The organism is Serratia sp. JUb9 (assembly GCF_014298095.1).
Taxonomy (GTDB): Bacteria; Pseudomonadota; Gammaproteobacteria; order Enterobacterales; family Enterobacteriaceae; genus Serratia_B; species Serratia_B rhizosphaerae.
This window is the reverse complement of record NZ_CP060416.1, coordinates 455,054-469,418: the sequence shown is the minus strand read 5'-3', so window position 1 is coordinate 469,418 and position 14,365 is coordinate 455,054. Positions and strand designations below refer to the sequence as shown.

General features: G+C 59.0%; 14 protein-coding genes. 9 read left to right on the top strand and 5 right to left on the bottom strand.

Translation table 11 applies throughout. The features are described from left to right. Positions 1 to 30: 30 nt before the first annotated feature. The 5 genes from HF675_RS02230 to csrD all read right to left on the bottom strand — a co-directional run bounded on the left by HF675_RS02230 (position 31) and on the right by csrD (position 5,522). The gene (locus HF675_RS02230; protein WP_105232790.1) at positions 31 to 615 is read right to left on the bottom strand and encodes a nucleoside triphosphate pyrophosphatase; all 585 of its coding nucleotides are present in this window, start codon (positions 613 to 615) and stop codon (positions 31 to 33) included. A gap of 21 nt (positions 616 to 636) precedes the next feature. Next, positions 637 to 1,125, bottom strand: a complete 489-nt coding sequence (gene mreD / locus HF675_RS02225; protein ID WP_105232791.1) for a rod shape-determining protein MreD — start codon at positions 1,123 to 1,125, stop codon at positions 637 to 639. Further along, positions 1,125 to 2,138 (bottom strand): rod shape-determining protein MreC, encoded by a 1,014-nt coding sequence (mreC, locus tag HF675_RS02220; protein ID WP_105232792.1) that lies wholly within the window; start codon positions 2,136 to 2,138, stop codon positions 1,125 to 1,127. The genes mreD and mreC overlap by 1 nt, the downstream gene beginning before the upstream one ends. 83 nt (positions 2,139 to 2,221) lie before the next feature. Then, positions 2,222 to 3,265: a rod shape-determining protein MreB gene (gene mreB, locus HF675_RS02215; RefSeq protein WP_003855260.1), complete on the bottom strand. Its 1,044-nt coding sequence runs from the start codon at positions 3,263 to 3,265 to the stop codon at positions 2,222 to 2,224. Positions 3,266 to 3,587: 322 nt separating this feature from the next. Further along, on the bottom strand, positions 3,588 to 5,522 hold the full coding sequence (gene csrD, locus HF675_RS02210; protein WP_105232793.1) for an RNase E specificity factor CsrD: 1,935 nt from the start codon (positions 5,520 to 5,522) through the stop codon (positions 3,588 to 3,590). 362 nt (positions 5,523 to 5,884) lie between these two features. Here csrD and HF675_RS02205 point away from each other — a divergent pair, with 362 nt between their 5' ends. The 9 genes from HF675_RS02205 (at position 5,885) to prmA (ending at position 13,900) form a co-directional block, all read left to right on the top strand. After that, complete coding sequence (locus HF675_RS02205) at positions 5,885 to 6,862, top strand: MDR family oxidoreductase (RefSeq protein WP_187043979.1); 978 nt, start codon at positions 5,885 to 5,887, stop codon at positions 6,860 to 6,862. 127 nt (positions 6,863 to 6,989) lie between these two features. Beyond that, positions 6,990 to 7,991, top strand: a complete 1,002-nt coding sequence (gene msrP, locus HF675_RS02200; protein WP_187043978.1) for a protein-methionine-sulfoxide reductase catalytic subunit MsrP — start codon at positions 6,990 to 6,992, stop codon at positions 7,989 to 7,991. Beyond that, positions 7,992 to 8,591, top strand: coding sequence for a protein-methionine-sulfoxide reductase heme-binding subunit MsrQ (gene msrQ, locus HF675_RS02195; RefSeq protein ID WP_105232796.1), 600 nt, complete (start codon positions 7,992 to 7,994; stop codon positions 8,589 to 8,591). A gap of 233 nt (positions 8,592 to 8,824) precedes the next feature. Next, on the top strand, positions 8,825 to 9,277 hold the full coding sequence (gene aroQ / locus HF675_RS02190; RefSeq protein WP_105233533.1) for a type II 3-dehydroquinate dehydratase: 453 nt from the start codon (positions 8,825 to 8,827) through the stop codon (positions 9,275 to 9,277). A gap of 32 nt (positions 9,278 to 9,309) precedes the next feature. Beyond that, a complete protein-coding gene (accB, locus tag HF675_RS02185) occupies positions 9,310 to 9,774 on the top strand; it encodes an acetyl-CoA carboxylase biotin carboxyl carrier protein (RefSeq protein WP_015962048.1) in 465 nt (154 codons plus the stop codon). A gap of 11 nt (positions 9,775 to 9,785) precedes the next feature. Then, positions 9,786 to 11,129 (top strand): acetyl-CoA carboxylase biotin carboxylase subunit, encoded by a 1,344-nt coding sequence (gene accC, locus HF675_RS02180; protein ID WP_105232797.1) that lies wholly within the window; start codon positions 9,786 to 9,788, stop codon positions 11,127 to 11,129. A gap of 200 nt (positions 11,130 to 11,329) precedes the next feature. Next, complete coding sequence (locus HF675_RS02175; RefSeq protein WP_105232798.1) at positions 11,330 to 11,572, top strand: YhdT family protein; 243 nt, start codon at positions 11,330 to 11,332, stop codon at positions 11,570 to 11,572. Next, positions 11,562 to 13,007 carry a sodium/pantothenate symporter gene (panF, locus tag HF675_RS02170; RefSeq protein ID WP_105232799.1) on the top strand — a complete coding sequence of 482 codons (1,446 nt, stop codon included), beginning with the start codon at positions 11,562 to 11,564 and terminating at the stop codon, positions 13,005 to 13,007. The genes HF675_RS02175 and panF overlap by 11 nt, the downstream gene beginning before the upstream one ends. Positions 13,008 to 13,018: 11 nt before the next feature. Continuing rightward, complete coding sequence (gene prmA / locus HF675_RS02165) at positions 13,019 to 13,900, top strand: 50S ribosomal protein L11 methyltransferase (protein WP_187043977.1); 882 nt, start codon at positions 13,019 to 13,021, stop codon at positions 13,898 to 13,900. Positions 13,901 to 14,365: the final 465 nt, after the last annotated feature.

The following is a 14,365-nucleotide window of genomic DNA, read 5'->3' as shown; positions in this document are numbered from 1 at the left end:
AGAGCCGGTCGCGAGCGCATGCCGCCGCCCTCAACCGGTTCTTACATCTCGTAATGCGACAAAATTACTGAGCAGCTCATGTGTTTCGACCAACGGTAATCCCATCACGGCGTGATAACTGCCGGTGAGGGTTCTGACGAAACAACCACCCTTTCCCTGAATCCCATAGGCGCCCGCTTTATCCATCGGTTCGCCCGTTGCAATATAATCGGCGATATCCTGCTGCGACAGCGTGCGGAAGGTCACATCGGTGACCACCTGCTGACACAGCAGGTCCTGACGGTCGGCAATCGCCACCGCGGTGATCACCTGATGCTGTTTACCGGACAGCAGGCTCAGCATCTCTGCGGCATGCGCCGCGTCGCGCGGCTTTTCCAGCACTCTTCCGTTCAGCACCACGATGGTGTCGGCGCCGAGCACCGGCCGATCTTCCTCAGCCAATGCCACGCCCGCCCGCGCTTTATCCTGCGCCAGCCGGCGTACATAGGCCTCCGCGCTTTCCCCCGGCTGCCGCAGTTCTTCGGTATGGGTCAGAATAATGTCGAACTGTACGCCAAGCAGCGTCAGCAATTCACGCCGACGGGGGGAACCTGAAGCCAAATAGAGCGAAGTCATTAAACTCCCCTTGTTACGTCGTTATTGTACGGCGAACTGACGGCGAATCTTACGCATCAGCAGGAATAGCCACGGCCATAAAATACCGTTAACCACACTACTCCAGAACACTTCCGGGCGGAAAGAGACGTTGATCACTAAAAACTCCACCCAGAACACCACCACATCCATCGCCAGCGACAGCAGCATCACGATCAACGCCTGCTGCCACAGCGCCATATTACGGAACAGCTGGAATTTGAACGCCACCAGATAGGCGATAATCCCCAACGCCAGCGCGCGCACGCCCAGGGTCGAGCCCAGGATCAGATCCACGATCAACCCCAGCACAAAGCCGGTGCCGACGTTGACCCGATGCGGCAGCGCCATCACCCAATAGATCAGAATCAGCGCGACCCACGAAGGGCGGAACATATAAATCTGCTCCGGCCACGGCATAATCTGCAGCACCAGCGCAATCAGGAAAGAGAGCCAAATGATCCAGCGTCCGTGGCTACGGTAACGGTTCATCAGCGCGCTCCTGCCGCGGCGGGCGGCGTCGCGGCGGCCGACGGCTGCGTCACGGCGCCGGTAGCGGGCGCAGGCAACGGCGCCGGCGGCCCCATCGAGTCAGCCGACGGCAACACCTGCGGCATCATCTGCATCAGACGTTCGTTGGCAACGCGGTGCACTTCCTCCGGCTGACGCGGCATATCGCCGTTGCGGTCAGCACCCCACAGCAACAGCAGGTAACGCAGACGCTGCAGGCCGGCGGTCGGACGCGCCTGAATCACCGTATAGGCGCGCTGATTATCCACTTTCACCGAGGAGACCACCGCCACCGGATAGCCTTCCGGGAAACGCCCGCCCAGGCCCGAGGTCACCAGCACGTCGCCCACGCGGATATCGGTGTTGCCCGGCAGATGCTCCAGCTGCAGATCGTCGGCGCAGCCGCTGCCGGCGGCGATCACGCGAATATCGTTGCGCAGTACCTGAATCGGCAGCGCGTGGGAGGCATCGCAAATCAGCAGCACGCGGCTGGTGTATTTGGCCACCGCCACCACCTGACCGACCACCCCTTTATCGCTGATCACCGGCTGGCCCTCGTAGACGCCGTTATCGGAGCCTTTGTCGATCACCACCTGATCGCTGTACGGATCGGAGCCGGCCGAGATCACCTGCGTGACCATTTTTTGTTCGTCTTGGCGCAGCGGCGAGCCGAGCAGTTCACGCAAGCGGGCATTTTCCTGCTTGAATTGGCCGAGAAGAAGGGTATCGCTGCCTTTCAGCAGCAGTTCCTGCCGCAAAGCGCGATTTTCGAGTTCCAACTGTTGGCGAGTAGCCAGCGTATCCGAGACGCTGTCCAAAACCTTACGCGGCCCGTTGGCCAAAAAGTAGAAAGGGCTGACTGCGGTATCCATGTAGTTTCGTATTTTTACGAACGTACCGAGCCGGCTGTCGGCAACGATCAGGCCAATCGCCACGATCACCGCCAAAAAAAGTCGCAGTTGCAGGGAAGGTCCCCTGCTAAAAATCGGCTTCATAAATTATGCGAGTTCCTCGACAACAGAAGGAGGCAACGTACAAGATGCATTGATCTTAGACGATACCTCCTTCTTGGGGCTGACTATTCTTCGCTGAACAAATCGCCGCCGTGCATGTCGATCATTTCCAACGCTTTGCCGCCGCCACGCGCCACGCAGGTCAGCGGATCTTCAGCCACAACGACCGGAATCCCGGTTTCTTCCATCAGCAGGCGGTCCAGATTGCGCAGCAACGCACCGCCGCCGGTCAGCACCATGCCGCGTTCCGAAATATCGGAAGCCAGCTCCGGCGGACACTGCTCCAGCGCCACCATCACCGCGCTGACGATGCCGGTCAGAGGCTCTTGCAGGGCTTCGAGGATTTCATTGGAGTTCAGGGTAAAGCCGCGCGGTACGCCTTCGGCCAGGTTACGGCCACGTACTTCGATCTCACGCACTTCATCACCCGGATAGGCCGAGCCGATCTCATGCTTGATGCGTTCTGCGGTAGCTTCACCGATCAGCGAGCCGTAGTTGCGGCGCACGTAGTTAATGATCGCTTCATCGAAGCGGTCGCCGCCGATGCGTACCGACGAGGAGTACACCACGCCGTTCAGTGAGATCACCGCCACTTCCGTGGTGCCGCCGCCGATATCCACCACCATGGAACCGGTTGCTTCGGAAACCGGCAGGCCGGCGCCGATGGCGGCCGCCATCGGCTCTTCAATCAGGAACACTTCACGCGCGCCGGCGCCCTGCGCCGATTCGCGGATGGCGCGACGTTCAACCTGCGTGGCGCCGACCGGCACACACACCAGCACGCGCGGGCTTGGGCGCATAAAGCTGTTGCTGTGCACCTGCTTGATAAAGTGTTGCAGCATTTTCTCGGTCACGAAGAAGTCGGCGATAACGCCGTCTTTCATCGGACGAATGGCTGCGATATTGCCGGGAGTACGTCCCAGCATCTGTTTAGCGTCATGGCCCACAGCCGCTACGCTCTTGGGTGAGCCGGCACGATCCTGGCGAATGGCAACCACCGACGGTTCATTCAGTACAATGCCTTGCCCTTTAACATAAATAAGGGTATTGGCGGTACCCAAATCGATGGACAAGTCATTGGAAAACATGCCACGAAATTTCTTAAACATAACTAAAGGATAATCCTGCAAGCTGGGGGCGAAAAATAAAATCCGCCTACTTTACCAACCACACGAAGCAGCGACAAGGCGCAAAAACGTTCTACTTCGGTGAAAATAATCTGCATTATTACTGCTCGAATGCACGGAAATTGGATGAGGCCTGAATTCCCTGAACCAAGGTTCAGTTTACCACCCCTGTCAACGCGCAAATCGGCGTAACACAGCTCATAAAAACTAACATTTTCCCTGATTATCACTGGTGGTAAGCACCTACCAACGTCCGACGGGAAAAGACGGGTTATTCTACGTGAAAAATGCGCAAATATTCAGGTTAAACGCGATAACGATGCGAATATTTTTTGCGCCCGACGTCAATAGGCTCCGGCGGGGCAAAAAAGTCGCCCTGCCCGCCGTGGATCCCACGCTCTTTTAACGTCTGCCATTCGCCGCGCGTGCGTACGCTGGCAGCAAACAGCTGCGCGCTGGTGCCTTCGCACGCGCTGGACAGGCTCTGAACAAACAGCTGATTCTCGTCGCGTTTATCAATACTGCGCACCAAACCGGGATGCAGTTTAACGATCTCCACCTGCAGCGATTTGATATACGCGGTACTGACCACGGTTAACCCCGCCTGCGACACCGCCAGGCGGCAGCCCAGCCCGGCAATCAGACGCAGCACCGGACGTAAACGGTCGATATGTTGACACACATCCGCCTCTGCAAGTTCAATCAGAATACGTCGCCGGTGACTTTTTTCACACTGTAATAACGTATCGCGCAGCCAGTATTGAAACGAGCGCTGTAATAATGAGTCAACGCACAGCGGAAACGCCAGCGTCTCCTCCGGCCACAGCGCCAGCAGCGGTATGATTCGGCTCACCTGCAGACGATCGTAGCGCTCCGCCAGCCCGAACTGTTTTACCAGCGGAATATATTCAGCTGGAAGCAGCTCTTGAGAGCCATCATAAACACGACTCATTATTTCCCGATGGTGTACCTCGCCTTTCACCGTCACCGCCGGCTTCTGATACAGCCGCGGGCCGCCGCGCTCCAGCATTTGTTCCAGCAAGGTACGCCATTTCACGCTGCCGCGCCCCTTCTCCGGTACCTGACTGTCGTACACATACCAGCCGTTTTCGCCCTGCAGCGTGGCGTGACGCGTCGCCTGTTCGGCACGATCGATCACCTGCTCGGTCGTCTGGCCGCTGCGGTAGGCGACAATGCCGATATGCAAAAAGGCTTCCCGTTCAATCATCGGCGTCGCAGGCAACGCATCGATAGCATTCACTAACTGCGCGGCGATGCCGTCCGCCTCTTTCAGCGTGCGGTGCGGCAGCAGCACGGTAAAATCGCTGTGGAAATAGCGCGCCAGCAGCGCCGAAGGATAGCGCAGCACAAAAGTAGACAGCAGATTGACCAGCGAATACATCAGCTCCTGCACCATCGCGGCGCCATGGGTTTCGCGCAGCGTTTCAAAATCCGGCAGGCGCACCATCATCACAATGCCGTGCGACCCTTCTTCTTCCAGTTGCGTGGTCAGTTGGTTGTCGAAAAACAGGCGGTTATTCAGCCCGGTTTTCGCATCCTGAGCGGCAAAAGCGCGGATCAGCGTATCCACCCGCGTCCGCTCCTCACGCGCCTCGGCCAGATCCGCCAGCAGGCGATCCAGCGCGCTGCTGACGCTCGGCGGCCACTCCCGCATATCACCCTGCATCACCTCTTCACGCTCGCCGTTTAGAATGCGTCGCGCCCGCCAGGCCAGACGATCCTCGCCGGCGGCCTGCTCACGCAGCCAGCGCAGGCTGAACAGCAGCACCACCAGCATGACGACAATCGCCAGCGTGACGGCCAGGGTCGAACGCAGCGAATAGCCATCGCTGGCGAATGGATCGAGATAGGTGATATTCAGCGTACTGCCGGGGTGTTGCATCAGCGGCAAAGAGGTATAGCGATGGCTGCTGGGCGCGGCTCTTGGCTCGCCCGTTAACACGGGCAGTTCATAGTTGAACAGAATGCCGCTGGCGCTTTCAACGCGCAGTTCCACAATGCCGAGCGGCCTCATCACCAGCGGCAGCCACTGCGTCTGCGCCTGCAGCGAGCTATGCAGCATCGACTGGTCAAGCGAAGTGACCAGCGCATCGAAGCGGCGCTCCATGCGCTCCTGAGTGACATAAAAAAAACTGTATGAGCACCCCATCAGCATAAAAAACATGGCCAGCGCAACGAGCAGGGTGATTAGTGCAGAGAGTTTGGTGGTAAATCGCATCCCTGTGCCTTGTCCGCTATGGTTAAGTGAGTATGCACCCATTGAAATAAAAAGGTGCCAGCCAACTGATAAAGGTGCAACAGCATAACCCGACTTTATGGTTAACTGTCTGTTTTTTCAGAATACCGCCAGGAACATTACGGCCGGGTTAAAGCGCATCCAAGCTAACAAGCCTCGCCGCGGAAAGGAACCTTTAAACGGTAATTTTTTGTTCTTTATCAGAGCATCACTTACCTATTATGCATATAGTCAAATGAGTTGGATTAAAGCATCATTTTAATGAATTATTCTCGCGATCTTTATGACTGAGGTCATGACTCGGCAACATGCCAGCAAACCGAGATAAACAAGAGGACAGTGACATGCGCGCATTATTACTGGAACAACACGGCGAGCAAATCATCAGCCAGGTGCAGGATATCGACGACGACCGTTTGCCGGAAGGCGACGTAACGGTCGATGTGAACTGGTCCAGCCTCAACTATAAAGATGCGCTGGCCATCACCGGCAAAGGCAAAATCGTCCGCCACTTTCCTATGGTGCCGGGGATTGATTTCGCCGGTACGGTACGCAGCAGCAAAGATCCGCGCTTTAGCGAGGGAGACAGCGTGGTGCTGACCGGTTGGGGCGTCGGGGAAAACCATTGGGGCGGCCTGGCAGAGCAGGCCCGCGTCGCCGGCGAATGGCTGGTGCCCCTGCCGAAAGGGCTGGATGAACGCCAGGCGATGATTATCGGCACCGCCGGCCTGACCGCCATGCTGTGCGTGATGGCGCTGGAGGACGGCGGCGTGCGCCCGGATGACGGCGAGGTGCTGGTGACCGGCGCCAGCGGCGGCGTCGGCAGCACCGCCATCGCCGTGCTGTCGGCGCTCGGTTACCGGGTGACCGCCATCAGCGGCCGCGACAGCAATACCGACTACCTGAAGGCGCTGGGCGCCAAAGAGGTGCTGCCGCGCAGCGACTACATCGAAACACCGCGTCCGCTGGAGAAACAGCGCTGGGCCGGCGCCGTCGATACCGTCGGCGATAAATTGCTGGCCGGCGTGCTGGCGCAGATGAACTATAACGGCACCGTCGCCGCCTGCGGGCTGGCCGGCGGTTACCAGCTGCCGACCACCGTAATGCCGTTTATCCTGCGCAACGTACGCCTGCAGGGGATAGACTCCGTACATACGCCGCTGCATCAGCGCCAGACCGCCTGGGAACGCCTGGCCGGCATCCTGCCGGACAGCTTTTACCAGCAGGCCACGCAGGAGATCGCCCTGGAGCAGGCGCCCGCCGCCGCCCGCGACCTGCTCGACAATAAAGTCACCGGGCGCACGCTGGTAAAAATCCGCTGATGCCGTCTGCGGGTGCGGGCTGACGTCCCCGCACCCTGCTTCTACGAAATTTCATATTTTCCCGCCGCATCTCGCCTCCGGCCCGCTTTCGCGCCATGCTTAAGGCATCACCGTGGAGGACGGGCTAATGAAAAAGGTACATCAATTAACCGAGGCTGACGTCACGCCGGAAAGCGTGTTCCATCAGCGCAGAAAAGTGCTGCAGGCATTGGGGATCGGCGCCGCGTCGCTGACGCTGCCGCTCAGCGCCCAGGCCGATCTGCTGTCCTGGTTTAAAGGTAACGATCGCCCCAAAGCGCCGCCGGGCAAAACGCTGGCGTTCAGCCGGCCGCCGCAATGGCAGGACAAGCTGGCAATGACGCCGGAAGATAAAGTCACCGGTTACAACAATTTCTACGAGTTCGGGCTGGATAAAGCCGACCCGGCCGCCAACGCCGGCGGCTTGAAGACCGAAGGCTGGAAAGTGCGTATCGACGGCGAGGTGGCCAAACCGCTGACGCTCGATATCGACGATCTGATGAAACGCTTCCCGCTGGAGCAACGGATCTACCGGATGCGCTGTGTGGAAGCCTGGTCGATGGTGGTGCCGTGGATCGGCTTTGAGCTGGGCAAACTGCTGAAGCTGGCCGAGCCGAACAGCAACGCGCGCTTCGTCGCCTTTCAGACGCTCTACGATCCGGAGCAGATGCCGGGGCAGAAAGACCGCTTTATCGGCGGCGGCCTGCAGTATCCGTACGTGGAAGGCCTGCGGCTGGACGAAGCCATGCACCCGCTGGCGCTGCTGACGGTGGGCGTGTACGGCAAAACGCTGCCGCCGCAGAACGGCGCGCCGCTGCGGCTGATTACCCCCTGGAAATACGGCTTCAAGGGCATCAAGTCCATCGTGCATATCCGTCTGACCCGCGACCAGCCACCGACCACCTGGAACCTGTCGGCGCCGAATGAGTACGGTTTTTACGCCAACGTCAATCCTCAGGTCAGTCACCCGCGCTGGTCGCAGGCCAGCGAGCGCTTTATCGGCGCTGGCGGCATTCTGGATGTGAAACGTCAGCCTACGCTGCTGTTTAACGGCTATGGCGATCGGGTCGCTTCGCTGTATCGCGGCATGAACCTGCGGGAGAATTTTTGAGTGCGTTTAAAACCTGTGCATATCAAATGGCTGAAAGCCGCGATTCATCTGGCCGCCTTCCTGCCGCTGGCGTGGCTGGTGCTGGCGGTCGATCAGGGCTGGCTGAGCGCCGATCCGGCCAAGGACATCCAGCATTTTACCGGGCGTATGGCGCTGAAACTGCTGCTGGTCACCCTGCTGGTCGCCCCGCTGGCGCGCTACAGCCGCCAGGCGATGCTGATGCGCTGCCGCCGGCTGCTGGGGCTGTGGTGTTTTGCCTGGGCGACGCTGCACCTGTTAAGCTACGCCACGCTGGAACTGGGGCTGAATAATATTGCGCTGCTCGGACAGGAGCTGATAGAACGCCCCTACCTGACGCTCGGCATCGTCAGCTGGCTGCTGTTGCTGGCGCTGGCGGCGACCTCGACCCAACGGGCGATGCGCAGCCTGGGCAAAAACTGGCAGCGGCTGCACAATTTCGTCTATCTGGTGGCGATTCTGACGCCGATACACTACCTTTGGTCGGTAAAAATCATTTCCCCTCAGCCGCTGATCTACGCGCTGCTGGCATTGCTGTTGTTAGCGTGGCGTTACCCGAAATTCCGCGCCTGGTGGCGTTAGAAAGCGTCATCTTCCACGACGCGCGATCTCACATAACCGGGTAACCCCGGCCAATTAGGGGTTGAATATCTTCGCTGATAAGACCAGTATTTAGCTGCGAATTGCTACGATATCGTTATAATGCCCGACCTTGTCCAGAAGGACAGCGTGATTTTTCCCCGAAAAAGGTGACAAATCGGTAACATCGGGTTATGTTGAACGATGATGGTTTTATTGCCGGAGATACCAGCACAATGGCGGACAAGTCTCACATTTTGCTTCTGAATGGCCCTAATCTGAACCTGCTGGGCACCCGTGAGCCGGAAAAGTACGGCAGCACGACGCTGGCAGAGATCGTTAACGGATTAGAGAATCAGGCCTCCGCACTGGGCGTTGCCCTAAGCCATCTGCAGTCCAATGCCGAACACGCGCTGATCGACCGCATTCATCAGGCGCGCGGCAATACAGATTTCATTCTGATTAACCCGGCGGCGTTCACCCACACCAGCGTGGCGCTGCGCGATGCGCTGTTGGCGGTGCAAATCCCGTTTATTGAGATCCACCTGTCCAACGTGCATGCCCGCGAGCCTTTCCGCCATCACTCCTACCTGTCTGATATAGCCGTGGGCGTGATTTGCGGGCTCGGCGCGGAAGGTTACACATTTGCTTTACAGGCAGCGGTTAACCGTCTGTCAAAAACCCACTAATTGCTCCACAAAAAGAGTACGGAATCACACTCATGGATATTCGTAAAATCAAGAAACTGATCGAACTGGTTGAAGAATCAGGTATTTCTGAACTGGAAATCGCTGAGGGCGAAGAGTCAGTTCGCATCAGTCGCGCCGCGCCGGCGCAGGCTTACCCAGTCATGCAGCAGGCCTATGCCGCACCGGCACAGCCGGCTCCAGCGCTGGCCACCGCCGTCGCTGCCGCCGAAGCCGAAGCGCCTGCCGCTGCCGCAGCCGTGAGTGGCCATGTCGTTCGTTCCCCAATGGTAGGCACCTTCTACCGCACCCCAAGCCCGGACGCGAAAGCCTTCGTGGAAGTGGGCCAGAAAGTCAACGCCGGCGACACGCTGTGCATCGTTGAAGCGATGAAAATGATGAACCAGATCGAAGCCGACAAATCTGGCGTGGTGAAAGCCATTCTGGTGGAAAACGGTCAACCGGTTGAATATGACGAGCCACTGGTCGTCATCGAATAACGAGGCGCACCATGCTTGATAAAATTGTTATCGCCAACCGCGGCGAGATCGCGCTTCGTATCCTGCGTGCCTGTAAAGAGCTGGGCATCAAGACCGTCGCCGTACACTCGGCGGCGGATCGCGATCTGAAACACGTACTGCTGGCCGACGAGACCGTGTGCATCGGTCCTGCGCCATCAGTCAAAAGCTACCTGAACATCCCGGCGATCGTCTCTGCGGCGGAAATCACCGGCGCGGTAGCCATCCACCCTGGTTACGGCTTCCTGTCGGAAAACGCCGACTTCGCCGAGCAGGTTGAGCGCTCCGGCTTTATCTTCATCGGCCCGAAAGCAGACACCATTCGCCTGATGGGCGACAAAGTCTCCGCCATCAACGCCATGAAGAAAGCCGGCGTACCTTGCGTACCCGGCTCTGACGGCCCGCTGACCGACGATATGGATAAGAACCGCGCCTTTGCCAAACGCATCGGCTACCCGGTTATTATCAAGGCGTCCGGCGGCGGCGGCGGTCGCGGCATGCGCGTTGTGCGCAGCGACAAAGAGCTCGAACAGTCCATCAACATGACGAAAGCGGAAGCCAAAGCGGCTTTCAACAACGACATGGTGTACATGGAAAAATACCTGGAAAATCCACGCCATATCGAGATCCAGGTATTGGCCGACGGCCAGGGCAATGCCATCTATCTGGCGGAACGCGACTGCTCCATGCAGCGCCGTCACCAGAAAGTAGTGGAAGAAGCGCCAGCACCGGGCATCACGCCGGAACTGCGTCGCTATATCGGCGAACGCTGCTCCAAAGCCTGTGTGGATATCGGCTACCGCGGCGCAGGTACGTTCGAGTTCCTGTTCGAAAACGGCGAGTTCTATTTCATTGAAATGAACACCCGTATTCAGGTGGAACACCCGGTTACCGAAATGATCACCGGTGTGGATCTGATCAAAGAGCAGCTGCGCATCGCTGCCGGTCAGCCGCTGTCGATCAAACAGGAAGAGGTGAAGGTCCAGGGCCACGCGGTGGAATGCCGTATCAACGCCGAAGATCCAAACACCTTCCTGCCAAGCCCGGGCAAGATCACCCGTTTCCACGCGCCGGGCGGTTTCGGCGTACGTTGGGAGTCACACATTTACGCCGGCTATACCGTGCCACCGTACTATGACTCCATGATTGGCAAACTGATCACCTACGGTGAAAACCGTGACGTGGCGATTGCCCGCATGAAAAATGCGCTGGCTGAACTGATCATCGACGGGATTAAAACCAACGTTGAACTGCAGCAAAAAATCATGAATGACGAAAACTTCCAGCACGGTGGCACCAACATCCACTATCTGGAGAAGAAGCTCGGCCTGCAGTAACGCACGCTGTAGCCTCTTGCGTCACCTGACCAGGGCCGGTGTTCCACCGGCCCTTTTCTTTACGACTGAAGCGCTTGGCAAACGCCGTGCTTGTCGTACAATCCCCTTCCTCTGGTAAATCCATAGCCATAAGCCTCTGCCCGATGCATTTCACGCCGGCGTTACACGCTGCAATTCATGGGTAAGAGGGGGAGAAACGGATGGAAAAACGCTTTATTCAGGCTCACCGCGAAGCGCGCTGGGCGCTGGGTCTGACCCTCTTCTACGTGCTGGCCTGGGCGCTGGCCGCCTATCTGCCGGACAGCCAAATCGGCGTCACCGGCCTGCCGCACTGGTTCGAAATGGCCTGTCTGCTGGTTCCGCTGCTGTTCATTATCCTGTGCTGGCTGATGGTGCGCGTCATCTTCCGCGATATTCCGCTGGAGGACCGCGATGAAAACTGAAGTGATCGTGCCGCTGGTCGCCTACCTGCTGCTGGTATTCGGCCTGTCGATATACGCCTATCGCCGCCGGCAGAGCGGTAACTTCCTCAGCGAATATTTTCTCGGCAACCGTTCGATGGGCGGCTTTGTGCTGGCGATGACCCTGACCGCCACCTACATCAGCGCCAGCTCGTTTATCGGCGGCCCCGGCGCCGCCTACAAATACGGCCTCGGCTGGGTGCTGCTGGCGATGATCCAGCTGCCGGCGGTATGGCTGTCGCTCGGCGTGCTCGGTAAAAAATTCGCCATTCTGGCACGGCGCTACAACGCCATCACCCTCAACGATATGCTGTTCGCCCGCTACCAAAGCCGCCTGCTGGTGTGGCTGGCCAGCCTGAGCCTGCTGGTCGCCTTCCTCGGCGCCATGACGGTACAGTTTATCGGCGGCGCCCGCCTGCTGGAAACCGCGGCGGGCATTCCGTACGACAGCGGACTGCTGATCTTCGGCGTCAGCATCGCGCTGTATACCGCCTTCGGCGGTTTCCGCGCCAGCGTGCTGAATGACGCCATGCAAGGGCTGGTGATGCTGCTGGGCACCGCGCTGCTGCTGGTCGGCGTGATCCATGCCGCCGGTGGCCTGCACGGCGCCGTCGATACGCTGCAGCGAATCGATCCGGCACTGGTATCGCCGCAGGGCGGCGAGCAGATCCTCAGCCTGCCCTTTATGGCCTCGTTCTGGATCCTGGTCTGCTTCGGCGTCATCGGCCTGCCGCACACCGCCGTGCGCTGCATCTCCTATAAGGACAGCAAAGCGGTGCACCGCGGCATCGTGCTCGGCACCATCGTCGTGGCGCTGCTGATGTTCGGCATGCACCTGGCCGGTGCGCTGGGGCGCGCCGTGCTGCCGGATCTCCAGGTGCCCGATCAGGTGATCCCGACGCTGATGGTTACCGTCTTGCCGCCGTACGCCGCCGGCATCTTCCTGGCCGCGCCGATGGCGGCCATTATGTCGACCATCAACGCGCAGCTGTTGCAGTCGTCCGCCACCATCATCAAGGACCTGTATCTTGGCGTCCGCCCGCAACAGCAGCAGAACGAGAAGCTGATCAAGCGCTTCTCCAGCCTGACCACGCTGGTGCTTGGGCTGCTGGTGCTGCTGGCCGCCTGGCGGCCGCCGGAAATGATCATCTGGCTGAACCTGCTGGCCTTTGGCGGTCTGGAGGCGGTATTCCTGTGGCCGCTGGTGCTGGGCCTCTACTGGCAGCGCGCTAATGCGCAGGGCGCCCTTAGCTCAATGGCGGCAGGTGCGGTATGCTATACGCTATTAGCCAGCTTCAATCTGCAGCTCGCGGGGCTGCATCCTATCGTGCCCGCGCTGCTGGTCAGCCTGCTGGCGTTTTACATCGGTAACCTGGTCGGCGAAAAACGCCGCCCGGCGTCATCTTTATCTTCTTAAAGAGAATTGTTATGCCTTGGATCCAACTAAAACTGAACACCACCGGCAACCAGGCGGAAGCGCTGAGCGATGCGCTGGTTGAAAGCGGTGCGGTCTCGGTGACCTTTCAGGACACCCACGACAACCCGGTGTTCGAGCCGCTGCCCGGTGAAACCCTGCTGTGGGGCGATACCGACGTTATCGGCCTGTACGATGCGGAAACCGATATGGCCGAGGTAGTGGCCATGCTGGAACAGCATCCGCTGCTGGGCGCCGGTTTTCATCACAAAATCGAACAGTTGGAAGATAAAGACTGGGAACGCGAATGGATGGATAACTTCCACCCGATGCGTTTCGGCGAACGCCTGTGGATCTGCCCGAGCTGGCGCGACGTGCCCGACCCGGACGCGGTCAACGTGATGCTGGACCCGGGCCTGGCCTTCGGTACCGGCACGCACCCGACCACTTCACTGTGTCTGCAATGGCTCGACGGCCTCGATCTGGCCGGCAAAACCGTGATTGATTTCGGCTGCGGCTCCGGCATTCTGGCGATTGCCGCATTAAAACTCGGCGCGGCGCGCGCCATCGGCATCGATATCGACCCGCAGGCGATCCAGGCCAGCCGCGACAACGCGGAGCGCAACGGCGTCTCTGAGCGTCTGGAACTGTATCTGCCGCAGGACCAGCCGGCCGGGCTGCAGGCCGACGTGGTGGTCGCCAATATTCTGGCCGGCCCGCTGCGCGAACTGGCGCCGTTGATTAGCTGCCTGCCGAAATCCGGCGGTGACCTCGGCCTGTCCGGCGTGCTGGCTACCCAGGCGGAGAGCGTGGCGGAAGCCTATCAGGAGCTCTTCGTGCTGGATCCGGTCGCCGAACGGGAAGAGTGGTGCCGCATTACCGGCCGCCGCCGCTAGCCCTCTCTGAAAGCCCGCCGGCCACCGGCGGGTTTTTTATTGCCACCGGGCATCGGCACGACGCTGTCGCTATCAGCGCCTCACACCGCCGTCAGCGAGCGCTAAAGCGTTTGGGCAGCATCCCCTTAACATTCTCCTTATCGGCGCAAAATAAGCCGCGCAGGCGCGTTATACACGCCCGTGCATCCTATTGGTCTGCTGATGATTTTTCAGCCGAAAATCGCGATAATGCGCGTACAGGGCGCGGTAACGCCAGCCGATCGCGGTAAAAATACGTCTCATTTAGAGATAATATCCTGTCACCCGCTGATTATTTGCCTGAACACAAAAGCAGCACAATCAGTCAAGTTATTGTTAATTATATATAATATTTTCATCCGTCGTCGGGGTGCGCATTTTCAGCTATCGATTGCCGCAAATTGGTCAAAGTTTGGCCTTTCATCTCGGCGAAAAAATGCGTAATAT